Annotated in this window: 21 protein-coding genes and 1 pseudogene; 10 read left to right on the top strand and 12 right to left on the bottom strand. The window is 68.7% G+C overall.

All coding sequences use genetic code 11. The features are described 5' to 3' along the window. Together VGP60_RS38115 and VGP60_RS38110 are read right to left on the bottom strand one after the other, a co-directional pair. A partial coding sequence (locus VGP60_RS38115) for an RNA polymerase sigma factor (protein ID WP_327553077.1) occupies positions 1 to 1,003 on the bottom strand: 1,003 nt, incomplete at its 3' end. 32 nt (positions 1,004 to 1,035) lie between these two features. After that, positions 1,036 to 1,359: a YciI family protein gene (locus VGP60_RS38110; RefSeq protein WP_327553076.1), complete on the bottom strand. Its 324-nt coding sequence runs from the start codon at positions 1,357 to 1,359 to the stop codon at positions 1,036 to 1,038. A gap of 107 nt (positions 1,360 to 1,466) precedes the next feature. On the opposite strand from VGP60_RS38110, the gene VGP60_RS38105 reads away from it, so the two are divergent. Next, complete coding sequence (locus VGP60_RS38105) at positions 1,467 to 1,880, top strand: DUF5709 domain-containing protein (RefSeq protein ID WP_327553075.1); 414 nt, start codon at positions 1,467 to 1,469, stop codon at positions 1,878 to 1,880. A gap of 266 nt (positions 1,881 to 2,146) precedes the next feature. Here the strand turns inward: VGP60_RS38105 and VGP60_RS38100 are convergent, their stop codons facing one another. Beyond that, on the bottom strand, positions 2,147 to 3,733 hold the full coding sequence (locus VGP60_RS38100; protein WP_327553074.1) for an alkaline phosphatase D family protein: 1,587 nt from the start codon (positions 3,731 to 3,733) through the stop codon (positions 2,147 to 2,149). Between the two features lie 134 nt (positions 3,734 to 3,867). On the opposite strand from VGP60_RS38100, the gene VGP60_RS38095 reads away from it, so the two are divergent. The 3 genes from VGP60_RS38095 to VGP60_RS38085 all read left to right on the top strand — a co-directional run bounded on the left by VGP60_RS38095 (position 3,868) and on the right by VGP60_RS38085 (position 6,511). Continuing rightward, positions 3,868 to 5,337, top strand: coding sequence for an aldehyde dehydrogenase (locus VGP60_RS38095; protein ID WP_327553073.1), 1,470 nt, complete (start codon positions 3,868 to 3,870; stop codon positions 5,335 to 5,337). Positions 5,338 to 5,420: 83 nt separating this feature from the next. Continuing rightward, positions 5,421 to 5,966: an alkaline phosphatase D family protein gene (locus VGP60_RS38090; RefSeq protein ID WP_327553072.1), complete on the top strand. Its 546-nt coding sequence runs from the start codon at positions 5,421 to 5,423 to the stop codon at positions 5,964 to 5,966. Then, on the top strand, positions 5,966 to 6,511 hold the full coding sequence (locus VGP60_RS38085) for a DUF6069 family protein (RefSeq protein WP_327553071.1): 546 nt from the start codon (positions 5,966 to 5,968) through the stop codon (positions 6,509 to 6,511). Before VGP60_RS38090 ends, VGP60_RS38085 begins: the two co-directional genes overlap by 1 nt. 39 nt (positions 6,512 to 6,550) lie before the next feature. Here the strand turns inward: VGP60_RS38085 and VGP60_RS38080 are convergent, their stop codons facing one another. Further along, positions 6,551 to 7,744: an MFS transporter gene (locus tag VGP60_RS38080; RefSeq protein WP_327553070.1), complete on the bottom strand. Its 1,194-nt coding sequence runs from the start codon at positions 7,742 to 7,744 to the stop codon at positions 6,551 to 6,553. Further along, complete coding sequence (locus VGP60_RS38075; RefSeq protein WP_327553069.1) at positions 7,741 to 8,385, bottom strand: GntR family transcriptional regulator; 645 nt, start codon at positions 8,383 to 8,385, stop codon at positions 7,741 to 7,743. Before VGP60_RS38075 ends, VGP60_RS38080 begins: the two co-directional genes overlap by 4 nt. Before the next feature lie 133 nt (positions 8,386 to 8,518). On the opposite strand from VGP60_RS38075, the gene VGP60_RS38070 reads away from it, so the two are divergent. Together VGP60_RS38070 and VGP60_RS38065 are read left to right on the top strand one after the other, a co-directional pair. Then, positions 8,519 to 9,520 carry an NAD-dependent epimerase/dehydratase family protein gene (locus VGP60_RS38070; RefSeq protein ID WP_327553068.1) on the top strand — a complete coding sequence of 334 codons (1,002 nt, stop codon included), beginning with the start codon at positions 8,519 to 8,521 and terminating at the stop codon, positions 9,518 to 9,520. A 70-nt stretch (positions 9,521 to 9,590) separates the two neighbouring features. Further along, positions 9,591 to 10,370, top strand: coding sequence for a DUF1684 domain-containing protein (locus VGP60_RS38065; protein WP_327553067.1), 780 nt, complete (start codon positions 9,591 to 9,593; stop codon positions 10,368 to 10,370). Between the two features lie 38 nt (positions 10,371 to 10,408). Here VGP60_RS38065 and VGP60_RS38060 read toward each other — a convergent pair whose 3' ends face one another. The 4 genes and pseudogenes from VGP60_RS38060 to VGP60_RS38045 form a co-directional block, all read right to left on the bottom strand. Next, positions 10,409 to 11,464, bottom strand: a complete 1,056-nt coding sequence (locus VGP60_RS38060) for an LLM class F420-dependent oxidoreductase (RefSeq protein ID WP_327553066.1) — start codon at positions 11,462 to 11,464, stop codon at positions 10,409 to 10,411. Then, positions 11,464 to 13,497: a long-chain-fatty-acid--CoA ligase gene (locus VGP60_RS38055; RefSeq protein ID WP_327553065.1), complete on the bottom strand. Its 2,034-nt coding sequence runs from the start codon at positions 13,495 to 13,497 to the stop codon at positions 11,464 to 11,466. Before VGP60_RS38055 ends, VGP60_RS38060 begins: the two co-directional genes overlap by 1 nt. 14 nt (positions 13,498 to 13,511) lie before the next feature. Continuing rightward, positions 13,512 to 14,218: pseudogene (locus VGP60_RS38050) on the bottom strand (LLM class flavin-dependent oxidoreductase). A gap of 8 nt (positions 14,219 to 14,226) precedes the next feature. After that, positions 14,227 to 15,456 (bottom strand): acyl-CoA dehydrogenase family protein, encoded by a 1,230-nt coding sequence (locus VGP60_RS38045; protein WP_327553064.1) that lies wholly within the window; start codon positions 15,454 to 15,456, stop codon positions 14,227 to 14,229. A gap of 136 nt (positions 15,457 to 15,592) precedes the next feature. On the opposite strand from VGP60_RS38045, the gene VGP60_RS38040 reads away from it, so the two are divergent. Continuing rightward, on the top strand, positions 15,593 to 16,687 hold the full coding sequence (locus tag VGP60_RS38040; RefSeq protein WP_327553063.1) for an acyl-CoA dehydrogenase family protein: 1,095 nt from the start codon (positions 15,593 to 15,595) through the stop codon (positions 16,685 to 16,687). A gap of 16 nt (positions 16,688 to 16,703) precedes the next feature. Beyond that, positions 16,704 to 17,213, top strand: a complete 510-nt coding sequence (locus tag VGP60_RS38035; RefSeq protein WP_327553062.1) for a helix-turn-helix domain-containing protein — start codon at positions 16,704 to 16,706, stop codon at positions 17,211 to 17,213. Between the two features lie 8 nt (positions 17,214 to 17,221). Here the strand turns inward: VGP60_RS38035 and VGP60_RS38030 are convergent, their stop codons facing one another. Then, positions 17,222 to 17,707 carry a helix-turn-helix domain-containing protein gene (locus VGP60_RS38030; RefSeq protein ID WP_327553061.1) on the bottom strand — a complete coding sequence of 162 codons (486 nt, stop codon included), beginning with the start codon at positions 17,705 to 17,707 and terminating at the stop codon, positions 17,222 to 17,224. A gap of 97 nt (positions 17,708 to 17,804) precedes the next feature. Here VGP60_RS38030 and VGP60_RS38025 point away from each other — a divergent pair, with 97 nt between their 5' ends. Both VGP60_RS38025 and VGP60_RS38020 read left to right on the top strand, forming a co-directional pair. Then, positions 17,805 to 18,365 carry a dihydrofolate reductase family protein gene (locus tag VGP60_RS38025; protein WP_327553060.1) on the top strand — a complete coding sequence of 187 codons (561 nt, stop codon included), beginning with the start codon at positions 17,805 to 17,807 and terminating at the stop codon, positions 18,363 to 18,365. Positions 18,366 to 18,640: 275 nt separating this feature from the next. Next, on the top strand, positions 18,641 to 19,543 hold the full coding sequence (locus VGP60_RS38020; RefSeq protein ID WP_327553059.1) for a putative sugar O-methyltransferase: 903 nt from the start codon (positions 18,641 to 18,643) through the stop codon (positions 19,541 to 19,543). Positions 19,544 to 19,568: 25 nt separating this feature from the next. On the opposite strand, the gene VGP60_RS38015 is transcribed toward VGP60_RS38020, so the two are convergent. Continuing rightward, positions 19,569 to 19,751 carry a hypothetical protein gene (locus VGP60_RS38015; RefSeq protein ID WP_327553058.1) on the bottom strand — a complete coding sequence of 61 codons (183 nt, stop codon included), beginning with the start codon at positions 19,749 to 19,751 and terminating at the stop codon, positions 19,569 to 19,571. 94 nt (positions 19,752 to 19,845) lie between these two features. After that, on the bottom strand, positions 19,846 to 20,964 hold the full coding sequence (locus VGP60_RS38010) for a glycosyltransferase (RefSeq protein WP_327553057.1): 1,119 nt from the start codon (positions 20,962 to 20,964) through the stop codon (positions 19,846 to 19,848). Positions 20,965 to 21,084: the final 120 nt, after the last annotated feature.

Raw genomic sequence — 21,084 nt, 5'->3', positions numbered from 1 at the left:
CGGCCATGCCGACGGCGACGGCACGGTTGAGTTCGACCACCGGCGTCGGCAGGTGTTTGAGCAGCTCGCCGTAGAGCCCCGCGATCTGCGGCCAGTCGGTGCCCTCGGGCGTGTGGCAGGCGGCGATGGCGGCCTGGATCTGATGGCGCCCAGGCTCACCGCGGCGCAGGGCGGCTTCCAGGAGAGCGGTGCCCTCGGTGATCGCGGCGGCGTCCCAGCGGGCGCGGTCCTGCTCGTCGAGCGGGACCAGGTCGCCGCCGGGGGTGACGCGGGTGTCGCGGCGGGCGTGCTGCAGCAGCATCAACGCGAGCAGCCCGGCGGCTTCGGGCTCGTCCGGCATCAGGGTGACGAGCACCCGGGCGAGGCGGATGGCCTCGGCGGCGAGGTCGGGGCGTTGCAGGTCCGGGCCGGCGCTGGCCGAGTAGCCCTCGTTGAACAGCAGGTACAGCACGGCGAGCACGGCCGGGGTGCGTTCCGGCAGCAGATGCGCCGGCGGTACCCGGTAGGGGATCGCGGCGTGGCGGATCTTCTGCTTGGCCCGCACCAGCCGCTTGCTCATCGTCGGCTCCCCGACGAGGAACGCCCTGGCGATCTCGGCCGTGCTCAGTCCGGCCAGCGTGCGCAGGGTCAGTGCGACCTGGGCCTCCAGGCCGAGCGCGGGGTGGCAGCAGGTGAACATCAGCCGCAGCCGGTCGTCCGGGACGTCGACGTCTTCTTCGGGTTCCGGTGCGTACGTCATGACGGCGGCCTCCCGGAGTTTGGCCGCGCCGACTTTCCGGCGGCGCAGGACGTCGGTGGCGCGGTTGCGCGCGGCCGTGGTCAGCCACGCACCAGGCCGTCGCGGGACGCCGTCGCGCGGCCAGTGCCGCAGGGCCAGCGCGAAGGCCTCCTGCGCGCATTCCTCAGCGAGGTCCCAGTCGCCGGTGATCCGGATGAGCGTGGCCACGAGCCGGCCCCACTCGTCGCGAAACGCCGCCGCGACCGCGGTTTCGACGTCGGTCACTGTTTCGATGTCGGTCACTGTTTCGATGTCGGTCACAGCCCGAGCATCGGCCGGATCTCGATCGAGCCGTACCCGGAGGCGGGATGCTTCGACGCGATTTCGATCGCCTCGTCGAGGTCGGCGCAGTCGATCAGGCAGAAGCCGCCGATCTGCTCCTTCGACTCGGCGAACGGGCCGTCGGTGAGCAGCACCGCGTCGTCACGTACACGGACGGTGGTGGCGTCGGCGGGCGGCCGGAGCCCGCCGCCACCCGTCACCACCCCGCGTGCCTCCATCTCCTCGGACCAGCCACCGCAGCCGTCGTTGGCGTGGGCGGCCGCGGATTCGTCCCCGCAGATCAGCAGCATGTACTTCACGAAATCCTCCTGGTGTTCCGGTCTGCCCTCACGACGAACGGGCGCCACTCGGACGGACACACGCTTTACGCGCGGGTGCCGCGGGTTGAGGGTACGGTTCGGGGACTATGAAGGACGACAGCGAAGACCACGCGGACGACGGTTTGCTCGACGCGGAAGACACGCTCGAAGATGGCGATCCCCTGGACGAGGGTTACTCGCCGCCGGAACGCACCCGCGCGACCGAGGACTGGGGCACGACCGAGCGGGAGACTGCGACCGGCGAGAGCTGGGAAGGCCGCCTCGCGCGGGAACTGCCGGACTCCGTCGACTCCGACGGCGACGATCTCGGCGACCTGGTGGGCACCGACGGCGAACTCGTCGACGACGAGGTCGGTGACGAGCGGGCGGGCCGCCTGATCGCGTCGAACGACGGCTCGGGCGCGGATGACGACGAAGAACTCTACGCCTCCGACATCGGCATCGACGGCGGAGCGGCGTCGGCGGAGGAAGCCGCCGTCCACATCGTCAGGCTGGAATAACGGCAGGCGCGCGATCAGGTTTGCGTGTCCAGGGCGTGGCATGACGAGACCGGTTCGGGGGCGCCCTGCTCCCGCGAACCTGGCCTTCGGCGAGCGCGCGCGGTGAAGACTTCCGGCCGTGGCCGGCCGTAAGTCGCTGTGTCTGGGTCTCGGGCAAAAGCCCGCGTGGCTGGGTTTGAGGGTGGGTGCCATCTGTCGACAGGTGGCGATGTCTTAGGTGGTGAGAGATCGCCACCTGTCGACAGATGGCGAGCTGGGTCGGTGGCTTAGGCGTGGAGTTGTACGGGGGGTGTGGGGGCGGGGGAGTTGGCGGTCGCGAGTTCGAGGGTGGCGTGGGCGTCGCGGCCGTCGATGTCGATGGTCATCAGCGCGTTGCCGAAATGCGGGCCCGAGGTACGGGTCCAGTCGAGGGGTGCCGGGGCGACGCCCGCTCGTTCCGACCATCGGCGCGTCAGGCGGGTGAAGGGTCTCGACCAGCCCGCGCGGAAGGCCCAGGTCAGGTACTTCGGCACCGAGTTGTGGATGGGGGAGCAGGTGAGCTGGTGGACGGGCGCGCCGGTCCCGTCCGGGTACTGGGCTTTCGCGACGTAGGCGTGGTGGACGTCGCCCGACAGCACGGACACGGTCGACGGGCCCGCTTGCGAGACTCGCCGGATGAGCGCTGCCAGCCGGTCGAAGGAGGCGCGGAAGGCGGCCCAGTGTTCCAAGTCGGCGGTCTGGCGGATCCATTCGGCCAGGCGACCGCGTTTTCCGGGGCGGAGGCAGGCGCGTTCGTTGATCGACTGGAGGTGCGACACGACGTTCGGGAGAAGCCACGGCAGTGAGGTGCCGATGAGGAGATGGTCGAACTCGCCCGTGGCGTGCTCCTCGATCCAGGCGAACTCCGTCTCGCCGATCATCGACCGCGCGCCCTTGTCGAGGATGCGGCCGGCACGCGAGTCGATCACCAGCAGGCGCACCGGGCCGAAGTCGCGGAAGTAGGACCAGCGGGTTCCCTTGGCGCCGTCGACTTCGCGGTCCGCGCGGTCGGCGAACTCGCGCAGCAGCTTGGCGTTGTCGCCGTCGGAGCCCAGTACTTGTTGGTAGAGCACGTCTTCGGCGAGGTCCGCGGGGCCGAGGTTGCCCAGGTGCTGGTAGATCCAGTACGACACGAGCGCGCCGCGGATCCGGTCCGGCCACCAGGACGCGCGGGCGATCTCGTCCCGCCAGGCCTGGGAGGTGTTCCAGTCGTCGCGGACGTCGTGGTCGTCGAAGATCATCGACGTCGGCAGGGTCGACATCAGCCATCGCACCTGCGGATCGCTCCACGCCTCGACGTAGAGATGGGTGTATTCCTCGAAATCCGCGACCTCTGTGCCGGGTAGGAGTGAGGTGTCCCGGCGCGTGGCGAGCCATTCCCGGGTCGCCTCGGTGGTTTCGTCGGCGTACACCTGGTCACCGAGCAGCAGCAGCGATTCCGGCCATTCCTCCTCGTCGAGCCCGGTCAGCCGGCGCGCGTAGGCCGCCAGCGCGTCGGGGCCGAGCGCGTCCTGTTCCCGCGGCTTGCGGCAGGAACCGAACACCAGGCGGAACCGGGTGTCGTCCGGGGAAAGCGTGCGGATCCGGCTCGGCGGAAGGTCGCTGCCGGACTCCGGCCAGACGAGTTCGCCGTCGAGACGGACTTCGTAGGGCGTGCTCTTGCCCGGCTCCAGTCCTTCGAGCACGACGAGCGCGTAGTGATGCCCTGAGATCTCGAAGGTCCGCGCCGACCCCCCGGCCGCGGTCACCTCGCAGGGACCGTCGGTCTCCACCCAGATCGTCGCCGACGTGGCGTCGACGTGACGGAGCAACGGGCCCAATCGCAGTGCTGTCACAGGTCTCCTCGGTCGTTTGCCGTCCACATCGAGCTACTTTGCCGGGTTTTCGCCCGCTACGCAGATCGCGGGCGTTGCGACTGGCCGGAGGCGGGGGTGTGATGGAGGCAGGGGACCGACGGTGAGGAGAAGGCATGTCCACCCAGTACCGGATGGTCATCGGCGGCGCGCGGGTCGAAGCCCGCTCCGGCGCGCGATTCGACTCGATCGACCCGTACGCCCAGGCGGCGTGGGCGAGTGCCCCGGACGGGGACGCCGCCGACGTCGACGCGGCCGTCGCGGCGGCTCGCGCGGCACTGTCCGGGCCCTGGGGAGAACTGACCGGGTTCGGGCGGGCCGCGCTGCTGCGGCGGCTCGGTGACCTCGTCGCCCGGGACGCCGAACGCCTGGCGCTGCTGGAAACCCGCGACTCCGGCAAGCTGCTGCGCGAGATGGCGGGACAGCTCGCCTATATCCCGCAATGGTTCTACTACTACTCCGGGCTGGCCGACAAACTCGAAGGCTCGTCGATTCCCAGCGACAAACCGAACTTCTTCGCCTACACCCGCCGCGAACCCGTCGGTGTCGTCGCCGCGATCGTGCCGTGGAACTCGCCGTTGCTGTTGCTGACGTGGAAGCTCGCGCCCGCGCTGGCCGCCGGGTGCACATTCGTCGTCAAGCCCAGCGACCACACCCCGGTCACCGCGCTCGAGTTCGCTTCGCTGATCGAGGAGGCCGGGTTCCCGCCGGGCGTCTTCAACGTCGTCACCGGCGCGGGCCCGGCGACCGGCAAGGCGCTCGCCGCGCATCCCGACGTCGACAAGGTCGCGTTCACCGGTTCCACCGCCACGGGGATCAGCGTCGCCCACGCCGCCGCGGACAACCTTTCGCGGGTCACGCTCGAACTCGGCGGCAAATCCGCGCAGGTGGTGTTCCCGGACGCCGACCTCGATGCCGCCGCCAACGGCGTGATCGCCGGGGTGTTCGCCGCGTCGGGGCAGACCTGCATGGCCGGCGCGCGGCTGCTCGTCCACCGTTCGGTGCACGACGAACTGGTCGCCAAGATCGTCACCCGCGCGGAGAAGATCGTGCTCGGCGATCCCGCGGACCCTGCCACCGAGATGGGCCCGATGGCCAACGAACCCCAGTTCCGGAAGGTGCGCGGCATGCTCGAGACCGCGCGGGCCGAGGGCGCGACGGTCGCGTCCGGCGGCGGGCCCGATGCCGGGCTGGGCGGGTTCTTCATCCAGCCGACCGTGCTCACCGGCGTCGCGGCGACCTCCGAAGTCGTCTGTGAGGAGGTGTTCGGGCCGGTGCTCGCCGTGCTGCCCTTCGACACCGAGGAGGAAGCCCTCGCGCTGGCCAACTCTTCGCGCTACGGGCTGGCGGCTTCGGTCTGGACCAAGGACATCCACCGCGGCCACCGGGTCGCCCATCGGTTGCGCGCGGGGACGGTGTGGATCAACGCCTATCGCACGGTTGGGCCCAATGTGCCGTTCGGGGGCGTGAAGTTCAGCGGTATCGGGCGGGAGAACGGCATCGAAGCCGTCCACGAGTACACCGAAACGAAGTCGGTCTGGGTCGAGCTCTCCGGTGACACCCGTGATCCGTTCACGCTCGGGTGAGCTGGTGGGACATTTTCCTGGTTGATCCTGTTCATGTTCCGGTGGCCATGGGGCCACCTCGGCGGTCGAGGATCCTGGCGGACGTGACCGGCGACCTCGCCGAGTTCACCATGCTCGACACCCGCCAGTACCGCGACGACCAGCCCTGCGGCGACGGCACGTCGTCGACCTGCACCGATCGCCTCGACCCGAACCGGACGCTGCTCGGCAGCGCGCAGCGGGAATGGCTGGTCGACGGCTTCTCCCGGTCGCGGGCCCGGTGGCAGGTGATCGGGAACCAGGCGCCGATGGGGCAGACCGACGTCGACCCGACCGACGTCACCTCGGTGTTCCTCGACCCGTGGGACGGCTACGTCGCCGACCGGAACAAGGTGCTCGCCGCGGCGCAGGACCGCGACGTCCGCAACCTCGTGGTGATCACCGGGGACCGGCACCAGAACTACGCCTGGGATCTCAAACGCGACTACGCCGGGTGCCCCGATCAGCACTCGGGCGAGCTATGTCGTGGAGGATGGCCGCCCCGGCGTCCAGCAGGGCTGAGCGGGCGCGGGAAATTCGAACGGGCGGGCGGCGGCGAATCGCGCAAGAATTACATCAGCGCGCTTGCTCGCTACGGAGGGATCTCCTGATGTCCGAATACCCGCAGAACGCACCGTATGACCGAGATGACTACCAGCCCGGGGTGGACGCCGGGCGATTGTGGGCCGGTGGAGTGGCGACGGCCGTCATAGCCGCGCTCACCGCCATCGTCGGCCTGCTCATCGCCCGCGGCATCTTCGCCGTCGAGGTCCTCGCCCCGAAAGGGGAGGGGATCTGGGGTAACGCCAGCACGACGACGTACGCGGTCGTCGCCGCCGGCGTCGCGCTGCTCGCGACCGGGCTGATGCATCTGCTCAGCGTCACCACCCCGGCGCCGGGGCAGTTCTTCGGCTGGATCATGGTGCTGGTGACGGCGATCGCCGTGGTGCTGCCGTTGACACTGACGGTCGCCCTGAGCGCGAAGATCGCGACCGCGCTCATCAACCTGGTGATCGGGCTCGTCATCGCGATGGTCGTCACCAGCATGGCGGCCAGCGCGCGGACACTGCACCGGCGTAAGCGGTCGGCCACCGCCCCGGCGCCGACGCGGCAGTACAACCAGGAACCGCCGCCGACCAACTACTACGACCGCTGAGTCGTGTGTGGGTAACAGTGTTAGAACACTGTTACGCACTCACGACTGGGTCGGGAGGTGGGCGCGGGAGTGGCGCACGATCACGAGGGTGCCCGCCAGGGCGAGGGCGGCCAGGCAGGTGAGCATCATCGGGTAGCTCGCGACGCCGTTCAGCGCGGCGAGCAGGGACGGCAGCAGGAAGCCGACGTAGGCGAGCGCGTAGTAGGCGCCGGTGAGTTCCGCGAGTTCGTCGGGCCGCGCGAGGCGTTGCAGCTCAAGCAATCCCGAGACGACGGCGATCCCGTAGGCCGTGCCCAGGACGAGTGCGGAGCCGAGGGCGAGCCACGGTGAGCGGAACGTCGCGGCCACGGCGCTGAAAGCCAGTCCGGCGCACATCACCGTCATCGCGACGACGACCGCGCGGGCGCTGGTCGTGCGGTCCACTCGCTTGGCGATCGGCTGGATGCCGACTCCCGCGCCGATCGCGCAGACGGTGAGCAGCGTCGAGTACGCGAGCGACCACGAGCCGAGCCGGTCCCCGACGAGCTGCGGCATGATCGCGTACGCCACGCCCAGCGAGCCGAAGATCCACGGCGCCATCGGCAGGATCACCCGCCGGAACCGGGGATGCCGCGTGCCGCTGACCTGCCGGGCGGGAACAGCCTGTGCGGCGTGGGTTTCCGGGCTGCGCGGGAGAAACGGCAGCGCCAGCGCGGTCAGTCCGATGTGGACGGCGTACGGCAGGACCATCGGCCACGGGCCCCACTGCGCGAGCGCGCCCGCGAATCCGGGGCCCAGCCCGAGACCGAGGGTGAGCCACAGCGCCGCCCGCCGCGTGCCGAGATCCGGCGCGCTGAGCGGATCGGCGTCGGCGAGTTCCTTGACCCAGGTGGACCCGACGGCCATGGCCACCGCCACCGCGATACCGGTCACGAACCGGCCTGCCGCGATCCACGCGACGCCGACCTCGCCGAGCGCCAGCATCACACTGGCCACGAGCGACAACACCGTGCCCGCGAGCATGACGGGCTTGCGGCCGAAGCGGTTCGACAGGCCACCGGACAGCAACAGCCCCGGGATGAGCCCGATGACGTACGCGCCGAGCAGGGCGTCGACGGTGAATTCCGAGTAGCCCGCGTCCCGGTACATGATCAGCAGCGGGCTGAACTGGTTGCCGCCCCAGCCGCAGCAGAACATCGCCGCGACCACGGGAAGCCAGGTGCGCGTTGTAGCAGGGGCCCGGAGCAGCGTCATCGGCGGTGGGTCCCGCTCAGGTGGTCCCGCAGCGCCGAGGCGAACGCGACGTCGTCACCCGCGTCGATGATCGCGATCAGCGCCTCGTGCTCGCGAAGGACGATGGGCAACTGTTCGGGTGTCGGGCCGAGCGCGCGGATGCTCATGCGGCGCTGCCGATCGGCGAGCGTGGTGTAGAAGCCGAGCATGAGCTCGTTGCGGCCCGCGGTGACGATCGTGCGGTGGAAGGTTTCGTCGGCTTCGGCGAACGCGGCGAGGTCACCGGCGTCCGCGTGCCCCCGCTGGACGCGCAGCGCGCCCCGCATCTCGTCGAGCGCGGCGGGGACGAGTTCAGGCCGCCTGAGCAAGCGACGGACAGCGGCGCTCTCGATGGTTTCACGAGCGTCGAGGACGTCTTCGGCTTCTCCTGGCGGCACCGGAACCACGACCACGCCGCGTTTCGGGATGAGCTGCAGCAGTCCTTCGGCCTGGAGCCGGAGGAACGCTTCGCGCACCGGCGTGCGGCTCATGTCGAGCCGGGTGGCGATGTCGCCCTCGCTGAAGAGGTGACCGCCGGGGAGTTCGCCGCTGAGCACGAGTTCCTTGGTCACCGCGTACGCGCGATCGGCGGCCGGTTTCGGTTCGCTGTGCTTCACAGGCATAGACGCTAGCATGGATAGATGCTTGTATCTATGTGACGTCGCAGGTCAGCGGCTTTCCGATCATGACCAGGCGTTCTGCGGGTAGCGTTCGTCCCGGAAACGCACGCGAGATCTTTTACGAAACGGGTGGCCAGTGAGTCCGGTCAAGGTTCTGTTCATCGGCGGCACGGGCACGATCAGCTCGGCCTGTGTCCGGCGTGCCCTCGACGTCGGCATGGACGTCTTCGTGCTCAACCGCGGCTCGGGGACGCTCAGGTCCGTGCCGAAGGAAGCGCATCTGCTCCGCGCCGATATCCACGATCCCGAAGCGGTCAAGAAAGCGTTGCGGGACAGGGAGTTCGACGTCGTGGCGAACTTCGTCGCCTTCGAACCGGAGGACGTCCGCGCCGACATCGAACTGTTCGCCGGTCGCGCGAAACAGTACGTCTTCATCAGCTCCGCGTCGGCGTACCAGACCCCGCCCGCCCGGATCCCGGTACTGGAATCGACCCCGCTGCGCAACCCGTTCTCCCGGTACTCACAGAAGAAGATCGAGTGCGAGGACGTCCTCGTCCAGGCGTATCGCGAAAGCGGTTTCCCCGCGACGATCGTGCGGCCGTCGCACACCTACGACCGCACCACCATCCCGACCGTCGGCGGCTGGACCGTCGTCGACAGGATGCGGCGGGGTAAGGAGGTCGTGGTCCACGGTGACGGCACCTCACTGTGGACGCTGACCCACCACGTCGACTTCGCCAAGGCCTTTGTCGGCCTGCTGGGAAATCCGCGCGCGATCGGGGAGAACTACCACATCACCTCGGAGGAGTTCCTGACCTGGAACCAGATCATCGGCCATCTCGCCGACGCGGCCGGGGTTTCCGACCCGAAGATCGTCCACGTGTCCTCGGCCGCCATCGCCGCCGCCGACGAGGGCTGGGGCGGCGCGCTGCTCGGGGACATGAAGCACAGCATGGTCTTCGACAACACGAAAATCCGCACGGCCGTGCCGGAGTTCGTCGCCACCATCCCGTTCGCCACCGGCGCCCGCGAGATGATCGACTGGTACGACGCCGATTCCTCACGCCGTCGCCTCGACGAGAAGTTCATCGCCGCCACGGAATTCCTGCTGGAAACCTACCGGCCCCGACCTCGCTGACGTCCACTTGCTGGGATCGGGAATAGGGGCGCGGTGACGTCGTTGGCACCGGAAACGAAAGGGACACGTCATGAACCTGGTCAGTGACTGGCAGGAGTGGAAGACCAAGCGGGAGCAGGATCTCGCCGGTCCTTACGGCTGGCTCGCGCTCGTGTCGCTCGACTGGCTGGCGGAGACTCCGCGCGAGTATCCGGATCTCCCCGGCCTGTGGTGGCAGGACGCCGACGCGGCCTACCTCGACCCGCAGGGCGCCGACGTCACCCACGAAGGTAAGCCGATCACCGGGGTCCAGCGCTTCGAACTGGTCAACAGCGGCGCCGGCACGCGCGTGGCGGCAGGGGACGTCGAGGTCGAGATCGCGCGCCGCTCCGGCTACCTGATCCGCGTGCACGACCCGAAAGCGCCGGTACTGCGCGAGTTCCACGGCGTGCCCGCCTACGAGCCCGGCCCGGGCTGGGTGCTCACCGGCCGGTTCGAGCCGTTCGACGAGCCGCGGCCGACGACGGTCGGGGCCGTCGTCGAAGGGCTCAGCCACGTCTACACCGCGCCCGGCGTGGTGCGGTTCGAGCACAACGGCGGCGAGCACACGCTCACCGCGTTCAACGGCAAGGACGGCGGGCTGAGCATCCTGTTCAACGACGCCACCAGCGGCGTCACCACCTACGCCGCCAACCGGTCCCTCGCCGTTCCCGCCCCTGACGCGACCGGCACGGTGGTGCTCGACTTCAACCGCGCGGTGAACCTGCCGTGCGCTTTCACCGACTACGCCACCTGCCCGCTGCCCCCAGAAGGCAACCGCCTCGCGTTCGCCGTCGAAGCGGGGGAGAAGCTCCCCTACGAGCGCGCCTAGTCGTGAGTGCGTAACAGTGTTAGAACACTGTTACGCACTCACGACCCGCCCACCTGGCCGATCTGCTTGACGAGGTCGAGGGCTCGGCCCAGGGTGTCGAGTTTGGCGCCGACGGTGTCGCCCGCGGGGTAGAGGCGGACGGTGGTGACCCCGGCCGCCTTCCACACCGCGAGCCGCGCGCGGACCATGGGCTCGGTGCCGATCAACGTCGTCGCCAGCACCATCTCGTCGGTCACCAGTGCGGTCGCGCCGTCCCGGTTCCCGCCCTGCCAGAGCTCGCGGATCTGGGCGGCGACCTCGGCCCAGCCCTGGCGGCTGTAGGCGTTGTTGTAGAAGTTCGTGGCGGCCGAACCCATCCCGCCGAGGCTGAACGCGAGCTCCTTTTTGCGCCCGGCGACCATCGTGCGCAGCTCGTCCTCGTCGGCGGCGAAGGAGACTTCGGCGCCTTGGCAAATGTCGAGGTCTTCGAGCTTCCGGCCCGAGCGCTCCGTTCCTTCGCGCAGGTGACTGAAGTAGGCGTCGGCGCCTTCGGGGACGAAGCTGGTGCCGAGCCAGCCGTCGGCGACCTCTCCGGTCAGCCGCAGCATCTTCGGTGACAGCGTCGCGAGGTAGATCGGGATGTTCTCGTTCGGGGGCATGGTGAGCCGCATCGGCTTGCCGTCGCCGCCGGGACGCGGGATCTGGAACAGCTCGCCCTGGTACGACACCTTTTCCCCGGCGAACACCTGCCGCACGATCTCCACGGTCTCGCGCATCCGCGCCAGCGGCCGCTCGAAACCGACGCCGTGCAGGCCTTCGATGATCTGCGGGCCGGAGCTGCCGAGCCCGAGCAGGAACCGGCCTTCGCTGAGTTCGGACAGCGTCAGCGCGGCCATCGCGACCGCCACCGGGGTCCGCGTGCCCACCTGGAGGATCCCGGAGCCCAGCAGGATCCGGTCGGTCTTGGCCGCGAGGTAGCCCAGCGGCGAGGGCGCGTCGGAACCCCAGGCCTCGGCTACCCAGCAGATGTCGAGACCCAGCTTCTCGGCCTCGACCACGAAGTCCGCGGTCTCGCGCGCGTTGCCCGCGAACTCGACGGTGGTGGCGGTGCGCATCAGTTGCCCGCCCCTTCACTCAGTTTCTTGAACGCGGCCAGGTTCGCTTCGATGGCTTGGCGGAATTCGCGCATCCGCCGCGCCACGATCCGCTCCTCCTTGTCGGGCATGCGATCGATCGCGAAGCTCAGCCCGGATCGCGCCGGTCCCATCTGCATCCATTGCGACAGCACGGTTCCGTCGCCTTCCGGGCGCAGGGTGAACCGCCAGATCGACGACGGGTAGTCGACATCGGACACCGCCCAGCCGAACACCTTCGGCGCTTCGCAGTCGATGATGATCGACGTCGTCTTCCACTCGCCGAAATCCTTGTGGAAGTTGCGGCCGACGAACTTCGTGCCGGGCGCCGGGCCGTCCGCGCCGTCCTGCCATTCGACGTCGAGCACCTCACCGCTCATCTCCGCCATCAGGTGGATGTCGCTCACCAGGCTCCACACCCGCTCGGGCGCGGCGTCGATGTAGGTGTCCACCTCGACGGTCGGGGTGTCGGCGTACCGCATGGTCTTCTCCTTCGCTTTCTCGGCCGCGTGCCGGGCCCGCAGCTCGGCCTTGCGGATCTTCCCGGCGGCGGTCGTCGGGAGTGCGTCCACCACGTCGACGGTGCGAGGGGCCTTGTACCCGGCGATGTACTGCTTGACGTGGTCGCGGACCTCGTCGCGGCTGAGCCGAACGCCGTCGCGCGTGACGATCACCGCGTGCACGCTCTCGCCGAGCCGGTCGTGCGGCACCCCGATCACCGCGCAGCCGGCGATGGCCGGGTGACGCGTGATCGCGTTCTCCACCTCGACCGAGTAGACGTTCTCGCCGCCGCTGAGGATCATGTCCTTGAGCCTGTCGACGAGGTAGAGATAGCCCTCGTCGTCCAGCTTGCCGCAGTCGCCGGTGCGCAACCAGCCGTCGCGCAGGGTTTCGGCGGTTTCCGTTGGTTTACGCCAATAGCCGAGCATTACGCTGCCGCCGCGCAGCTGGATCTCGCCGACCTCGCCGGGTTCGACCGGGTTGTCGTCGAGGCCGACGATCCGGAGTTCGGCGTGCGGCAGCGCGCGGCCCGCCGAACGCAGGCGCTCGCCGTGGTTGTCCTCCGGCCGGAGCATGGTGATCGCCGGGGCGAACTCGGTCATGCCGTAGGCGTTACGCAAACCCGTGGTGGGGAACTGTTCCTGCGCGGTGCGGATCGTCTGTTCACCGGCGGGCGACCCGGCGTAGCTGATCAGCCGCAGGCTCGGGACGTCCTTGTCGCCGGGATCGTCGAGCACCATCTGCAGCATCGACGGCACGAGCAGGACTTCGGTGACCTCGTAGGCCCTGATGGCGTCGAGTACCGCACCCGGCTCGAACTTCGGGAGCGTGACATGAGCTCCGGCGGCGATGGTGTGCGTGATGAGGGTGGCGAAGTCGGCGATGTGGAACATCGGCGCGGTGTGCAGCAGCCGGGTGGTCGCGGCCGGGATCGGCATCTCCGCCAGCCAGCCGAACGCGGCCGTCATCAGGTTGGCGTGACTGAGCATGACGCCCTTCGGCACGCCGGAAGTGCCGCCGGTGTACCAGATCCCGGCGAGCTCCGAGCCACTGCGGCGACTGTCCTCAAGAGTCGCCGCAGTGTCCACAAGGGACTCATAGCCCACCGAGTCCGGGATGTCCGCGTCCCCGATGACGACGATCTTGCGGAGCATCGGGCTATGCGCGCGGATTTCGCCGAGCGCGGGCGCGAAGATCGCGTGCACGACGAGCGTGCCGACTTCGGCGTCGTTGAGCGCGTAGGCGATTTCCGTTGCGCTCCAACGACTGTTGAGCGGCACGAGCACGCCGTCGGCCCAGGGGACGCCGTAGAGGAACTCCACGTACTCGTCACAGTTCGGCGCCAGGATCGCGACCCGGTCACCGGTCGTCACCCCCAGGCCGCGCAACGCTCCCGCGAATTTCGCGACCCGCGTGACGAGTTCGCGCCAGGACCGTGTCCCGGCGGGACCGATGACGGCCGGGGCGTCCGGGTGCTGCTGGACCGCGCGGTGCAGGGCTTGGGTCAGGTACATCGGGCTTCCTCTCGTCAAGCTTCGTCGGCCAGCACGCGCGCGCGTTCCACCAACCGCGTGCGTTCGGCGCGGGTTTCGGCCAGCGGGGTGATGGTCACCGTGGTGACCCCGGCCTCCTTGAACGCGGCGAGCCGTTCGCGGATATGGCCTTCCGGGCCGATCAGCGAAATCCGCTCGAGCAGTTCCCTCGGCAAGGCCGCGGCTTCGTCCTTCTTTCCTGCCAGGTAGAGCTCCTGGATGTCCAGCGGTGGCAGTTCGGTGTCCCGTTTGGCGGCGCAGTCCGAAAATGCCTCGCCCCACACATCGGGATCCGCGGCCGGACGGGGTGGTTGATCAGCTTCAGCGGTTTGCCGAGCCCGGTGCCTTCGCCCGGTGGGAGCGGGATCCGGTAATGCTTTCCATGGTGGACAACACGTTCCCGCCGCCACATCTGGCGGCTGATGTCGACGATCTCGCGGGTGAACCGCCCGCCCGAGACGTAGTCGAGCCCGGCGCCGGTCATCGCCAGCAGGGTCGGCGTCCGGGTGTAGAACGGCACGATGCCCGAACCGAGCTCCAGCCGGTCGGTTTTCGCGGCCAGGTAACCGAGTTGGCTGACGGCGTCGAAGGTGTACACCTCGGGCACGTAGGCGATGGCCGCGCCGGCCTTTTCGTAGGCGACGACGTCCTCCACGGTGGTGAGGAAGTCCTGGCTGTAGCTGGGATGGACCCCGATGCGCATCGCGTTCCTTAGCGGGTGGGTACGGGTTTGGGTTCCTTCGGCAGGCCGAGGACCAGCTCGCCGATGATGTTGCGCTGGATCTGGGACGTCCCGGCGTAGATCGTCCCGGCCCGCGCGTTGAGGTACACGCTCGTCCACGACGCCGAGGAGTTGGCCGCGCCGGGATCGTCGGTGTGGAACCAGTTCGGCGACGTGTCGCCGGTCGGCGCGAGGGCGTCCGCGCCGAGGACGTCGACGGCGAGATCGGTGAGGATCCGGTGGTATTCGCTCCACAGCAGCTTGAACGCGGCGGCCTCGGGGCCGGGAGCGGTGCCCGCCATGAGTTTCGTCGCGGTGCGCAGGCCGTGGCAGCGGAGCTGCTCGACCTGCACATGGCACCACGCGACCCGGCGGCGGATATCCGGATCGCCGGTGAGATTTCGCTCCCGCACCAGTTCGATGAGCCGGTCGAGCTCGTTGCGGAAGCGGATCGGGGCGTGCAAAGCGGTTTCGCCGCGTTCGAACCCGAGCAGTGTCATCGCGACCGGCCAGCCGCCGTCGATCTCGCCGACGACGAGATGCGCGTCGGTCACGGCGTCGTCGAAGAAGACCTCGTTGAAGTCGGTGTCGCCGGTGATGTTGCGGATCGGCCGGACCTCGACGCCCGGCTGGTCGAGCGGCACGAGCAGCATGCTGATGCCGCGGTGCGCGGGCGCGCCGGGATTCGTCCGGGCGAGCACGAACATCCAGTTGGCCTTGTGGGCGCCCGAAGACCACAGCTTCTGTCCATTGAGGACCCAGAGGTCGCCGTCGCGCTGGGCGCGCAGAGCGAGCGAGGCGAGGTCGGATCCGGCGCCGGGCTCGGAAAACCCTTGGGCGAACACGTATTCCCCGGACAGGATCCGGGGGAGGAACCGCTCGGTCAGTTCTTCGCGGGCGCAGCGCAGCATGGTGTTGCCCAGCATGCTGATCCCGAAGGAATCGTTGTCCGAGCCGAACGGGATCCCGGCGCCGGTCAGTTCTTCGACAAGCACGACCAGCTCGGCCGGGCTGAGCCCGCCACCGCCGTAAGCGACCGGCCAGGCGGGGGCGAGCCAGCCGGCGTCGGCGAGTGCGCGGCGGGACCGTGCAGCGAATCCCTGGCGTTCGGCCGCGGGCAGCGCGCCGACACCACGCCAGCCGGGCGGGACGAGATCGGCGATGAAGGCTCGCACTTCGGCGCGGAAACGCTCGGCGTCCTGGCCGTCCCGAAGGTCCATGATCGTCTCACTTCCCCGTGCTGCCACTCCGAGGCACGGCGCTGAAAAGGCTTCTGAGCAGCAGGGTTGCGTAGATAGACTGAATAGTCAATGCTGAATGCCGGACACCCCTCCGTCGTGGAAGCCGGGAGAGCCGATGCAGTTCTCACTGACCGAAGAGCACGATCAGCTCGCCTCGAGCGCGCGGAAACTCCTGGCCGACACCGCCGGGCGCATGTCGCCGGGCGACGGGATCGACCGCGAGTTGCTGGCCACGCTCGGCTCACTCGACCTGCTCGGGCTGTCCGTCGACGAGAGCCTCGGGGGAGCGGGCGCGGGAGTGCTGGAACTGGCTGTCCTCGCCGAGGAGATCGGCGCCGCGCTGCCGCGGGTGCCGTTCGCGGCGAGTTCCGTGGTGAGCACGCTGTTCCTGGCCGCGCACACCGAGCCGGAATCGCAAGCTGTCGTGCGAAGGCTTGTCGACGGCTCGGCGACGTCGACCACCGCGTGGGGTACCTTCCCGGCCGGACTGAACTCGGGAAGCCGGTCGGCCCTGACGCTGCGCCTCGACCACGGCGGCGTCACCGGTGAGATCCCCGCCGTCCCGTTCGGCGCCGACGCCGACTACCTGCTTGTCTTCGTCCACACCGAATACGGCCTCGCCACCGCGCTCGCCGATCTGAGCGGTCACGGGGTGAATCGCCGCAGTGCCAACGGATTCGATCTCAGTGAACCCGTCGCGACGATCGTGCTCGACCAGGCGTGGCCGCTGTTCGTCGGCACCCCGGTGTGCACGGCGACCGTGGTCGAGCGCGTCGCCCCGGGCATTTTCACTGCGCTGGCGGCGGAACTCGTCGGCACCGGGCAGCGGGCGCTGGACAACGCCGTCGCGTACGCCAAGCAGCGCGAACAATTCGGCCGGGTCATCGGCTCATTCCAGGCGATCAAGCATCTGCTCGCCGATCGCCACGTCCAGCTCGACGCCGCGCGGGCGTTGGTGCACTACGCCGCGTGGGCCGCCGACAACGGCGAACCCGGCGCGGAACTCGCCGCCCGCACCGCGCTGGCCGCCGCCTCGGAGGCCGCATTGGCCGCCGCGGCCGACAATCTGCAGACCCACGGCGGCATCGGCTTCACCTGGGAACAGTCCGCGCACCGGTACCTGCGGCGCGCGCGGGCCCGCCGGAGCCTGCTCGGCTCACCGGCCAGGCAGCTCGACCTCGTCGCCGACCATGTCCTGGCCCCGGCATGAGGAATACGATCCCCCCATGAAACGCACGTCGTTCGCGAACTGGCCGTGTTCCGTCGCCCGCACGATGAACCTGCTCGGCGACTGGTGGACACCGCTCGTGCTGCGCGAGGCGTTCTACGGCATCAGCAGGTTCGACCAGTTCCAGGGCGAACTGGGCATCGCGCGCAACACGCTGACCGACCGGCTCAACCGGTTGGTGGAGTACGAGTTGCTGCGCAAGGAGCAGTACCAGGTCGACCCGGTGCGCTACGAATACGTGCTCACGGAGAAGGGCAAGGACTTCTATCCGGTACTGGCCGCGATGTCGGCCTGGGGTGACCGCTGGCTCGACAAGGGCGCCGGGCCGCCGATCGTGTTCCACCACCGGTCCTGCGATCACGACGTCACGGCCGAGGTGGTGTGCTCGCACTGCAAGGAACCGCTGGAAGCCGACGGCGTCGAGCATCGGATAGGGCCGGGGTACCCGGCGAGGATCGCCGAGCTGCCCCAGGTGAAAGCCCGCTTCGACGCCCAGCGCCTCGACTAGTGCGCTAGTCAGAGGGTGGCGGCGTATGCGTCGGCCAGTCGCTCCATGACACTCGGGCCGTCGCGTTCCGGCGCCGGACCGCCCAGATGGGTGGTCCGCAGCTCGGCCATGAACTCGGCCCACAGCTCCGGGCCGCCGGCCGCGAGCAGTTCCGCCCGTACCCGCAGCCGCTTCGTCGTCGGGCGGTGGTGCAGCCCCCACTCGCCGAGCTGTGCGAAAACGGGCACCAGCTGGATCGACGCCTCGGTCAGGCTGTAGGCGGCCCGCCGTCCAGGCCCCACGTCATCGCGGGTCAGCAGGCCGGCGTTCACCAGCCGCTTCAGCCGGTCCGCCAGGATGTTGGAGGCGATCCCCTCCTCCGAGCCGGCGAGCAGTTCCCTGAAGTAGCGCCGATTCCCGAACATCACCTCGCGCAGCACGAGCAGACTCCAGCGGTCACCGAACGCCTCGACCGCGGCGTTGATGGGACAACCCGACCGCGCCGATTCCGTCATCGCGCACCTCTCCTCCGAACTGGTTGCAATCTACCATCGGATGCCTTAGTTTGGGTCCACCGATTGCGAACTGCAATCAGATCGCAGGAGGCGACTCATGACCGATACCGAGCCACAGACCGCAGGCGGGAAGGTGCTCTGGCACTTCACGATGTCGTTGGACGGTTTCGTCGCGGGGCCGAACCACGACATGGGCTGGATGGCCGGGAGCACGGGCCGTCCGGGCCTGGTCGACGAGTACGTCAAGTCCACCGGCGCGGTGCTGGGCGGCCGGGACGGCTGGGACGTCGCGGGAGGTCACCGTCCGTACGGGGGAGCCTGGGATGGATCGATCTTCGTGCTCACCCACCACCCCGAGGACGCGAAGCCCGTCGACGGGGTCACGTTCCTGAGCTGTGACCCGGCCGAGGCGGTGCGGATCGGACTGAAGGCGGCCGGCGAAAAGAACCTTGAGGTGTTCTCGCCCAGTATCGGCCGTCAGCTTCTCGACCTCGGCCTGATCGACGAGATCGACCTGCATATCGCGCCGGTCCTGCTCGGCCAGGGTATCCGGCTGTACGACAACCCCGGCAGTGTGCCGGTCCGTCTCCACAAGGTCGGTGACGGCGATTCCACGGCGGCCGTGAACGTGCGGTTCCGGCCCGTCAAGAACGGCTGAGTGCTGGGACAGTAGTTCGGTGGCGGTTTGGCCCGGTCCGTTTTCGGTTGTGGTGACCAGTTCCGGCTGGTCGCCACCCGTGGAGTCCGCACTACACTGACGGAATTGTCCCGTTTGTTTATGTCCACAGTGGACTCTGCGCGAAAAGAGGGTCCAGCTGGTTGGAATTTCGGCGGGCGAGCGCACTCACGGAGACGACTTCGGCGCCGCACGTGGGCAAGATGTTTACGGTCAGGCGAGGTGCCCTCGCTTCCGTGACTCGATGGGAACGCCGAATGCATGACAAATACGGCCCAAGCCTGCTGCGGGCACGCCACGACCAAGACCACGTCACCGACGAAGCCGCGACGGAAATCTCGTCCTTCAAATCCAAGGCGATCAATTTCAAGATCGCTTTCTGGGACCCGGAAAAGAACGGGCTCCGGTACATGAAGACGTTGATGTACAACCTCGCCGCCGGTCTGAGCGACGAAAACTGGAAACGGCTGCGGCGTATCGAGAACCGGACCGTGGGCGACCCGATCACGATCACCTACGGCGGCGAGCCGGTATGCATGGACTACCTGCGCTCGGTGCTCGAACTGGACTTCATCGCGAGCAACGTCGAGCTCGACGGCGCGCGGGTCCTGGAGATCGGCGCGGGGTATGGGCGTACCGGCCACACTCTGCTGTCCAATCACGACCTGCTCGAGTACCACATCATCGACCTGCCGAATTCACTGAAGCTGGCCGAGGCGTACCTCCGCGCCGTGCTCAGCGAGGAGCAGTTCGTGAAGGTCCGGTTCACCTCGATCGGTGACGTGGACGAGCGGTACGCCGCCACCGACTTCGATCTCACCATCAACATCAGTTCGTTCTCCGAAATGAACGCGGAGACGGTCGACAACTACCTGGCGATGATCGACGCGCGGAGCCGCTACTTCTACATCAGGGACGCGGTCGGGAAATACGTGGACGGCAGCCTCAACGGTCATTCCGAACTACCCGAGGTAATCGAATTCGCGCTGAGCGCGGGCAAACTGCGTGACGTCATCGACATCCACGACAGCCGCGCAGTCGAGTCCCACGGGGCGGAATTCGTCGACGCGTACCGACCCGGGCCGGGGTGGACCTGTGTTGCCGACGGGTGGGCGCCGCCGTGGAGCCACTACTGGCAGGCCCTTTTCGGCAAGGTATAGCCCGCCTGGCGAGAGGCGAAGCGAGTCAGGAGGCCTGGGCGATGACCGGTTCCTCGTACCGGCACCCGGGCTGACCCCAGTTGTGTACCGAGCGATAGGAACCGTTGGCGAACTTGGCGCACATGCAGGCACCGGAATTGGTGGCGGCGCGGCGGGCGAGGGCGCGCTGGGTGCGGCGGCGGGCGGAGAGGCCAATGGCGTTGTTCATGGTGGACTCCTGACAAGCTTTGGGTGTTGCCGAATAAGTGCCCCGGCCTGCGGATTCCCAAACATCCAGCGCGGATTTCCGTTTTCGTGACGGCTCAGACGAGCCAGCCGAGCAGCATCGCGATCTCGGTCGGGCCGGGCTGGGCGGCGATCTCGTCGGCCATGACGGTCGCGGCGGCGGTGTAGGTGTCGTCGCCCAGGACTTCCCAGCAGGCGCGCACGACCGCGGCCGGATTCGTCTCCTCAGGCAGGAGGCGGATACCGGCGCCTGCCTTCACCACGGCGTCGGCGTTGTCGAACTGGTCGTCGAGCTGAGGCAGCACCACCTGGGGACAGGCAGCCGCCAGCGCGGTCAGCGTGGTCCCCTGGCCACCGTGGTGGATCGTCGCGGCGCAGGTGGCCAGTGTCTGTGCCAGCGGCAGCCGGCCGGCGTACCGCACGGCTGGGGGGAGCTCGGGCCAGCCCGCCGCGATCCGGTCGTCGACGGCCACCACGATCTCGGCGTCGAGAACGGTGAGTTCTTCCAGTAGCGGCAACACAAAACCCGTGACGTCACGGGAGCCTAGATGCGGCAGGACGGTGCCGAGTGTGACGCAGATACGGGGCCTCTCCGATTCGGTGAAGAGCCAGCCGGGTAAACGGGCGTCGCCGTTGTAGGAGACGTGCTGGATGCTCTGGTGGATGATCGACCCGGCCGGGCGCAGGCTGGGTGGCCACGGGCTGAGCGAGAGGTCCGCTTGCCCGAGTCCGGTCCACAGTGGATGGTCACTTAGCTCCGAACGCGCGGCGTCGTGATATTCGCTCAGCGGTGCCACCCCCCAATGCAGCTCGACGCGGGGGATGTCCTCGGCGAGCGCCACGATCGGCCCGGCGAGTTCGGCGCGTTCGCTCACCACGAGGTCCGGGGACCAGTCCCGGGCGAGGTTCCGCATCCCCGCCAGGTTGCGGTGCGCGATACGGGCGAACGCCTTGCCGTGCGCTGCCCGCTGGGCGGCTGGGGACGGACCGATGCCCTCGTCGCTCGCAGCCAGGTCGGCCATCCCGCCCGGCGGTCCGAAGGCGTATGCCGGCAGCCCGGTGCGCAGCACCTCGGGAACGGCGTTCTCCGTCGTCGCGACCATCACCTCGTGACCGAGACACCGGCAGGCCCAGGCCAGCGGGACCAACGGGAAGAAATGCCCCGACAGGCCCACAGTGGTGAACAGGATCCGCATGGTGCACTCCTTCGGGTCACGCCTTGCCCCCTGATTGTGCGGCCGGATCCAGGATTCCCTTCTCCTGAACCTGTCGACCGTTTCCCCTTTTGTCCGGCAATCGGGAAGACGTTGCCGCCG

The sequence above is a fragment of the Amycolatopsis sp. genome, from assembly GCF_036008905.1.
In the GTDB taxonomy this organism is placed as follows: domain Bacteria; phylum Actinomycetota; class Actinomycetes; order Mycobacteriales; family Pseudonocardiaceae; genus Amycolatopsis.
This window is presented reverse-complemented; position numbering and strand designations above follow the sequence as displayed.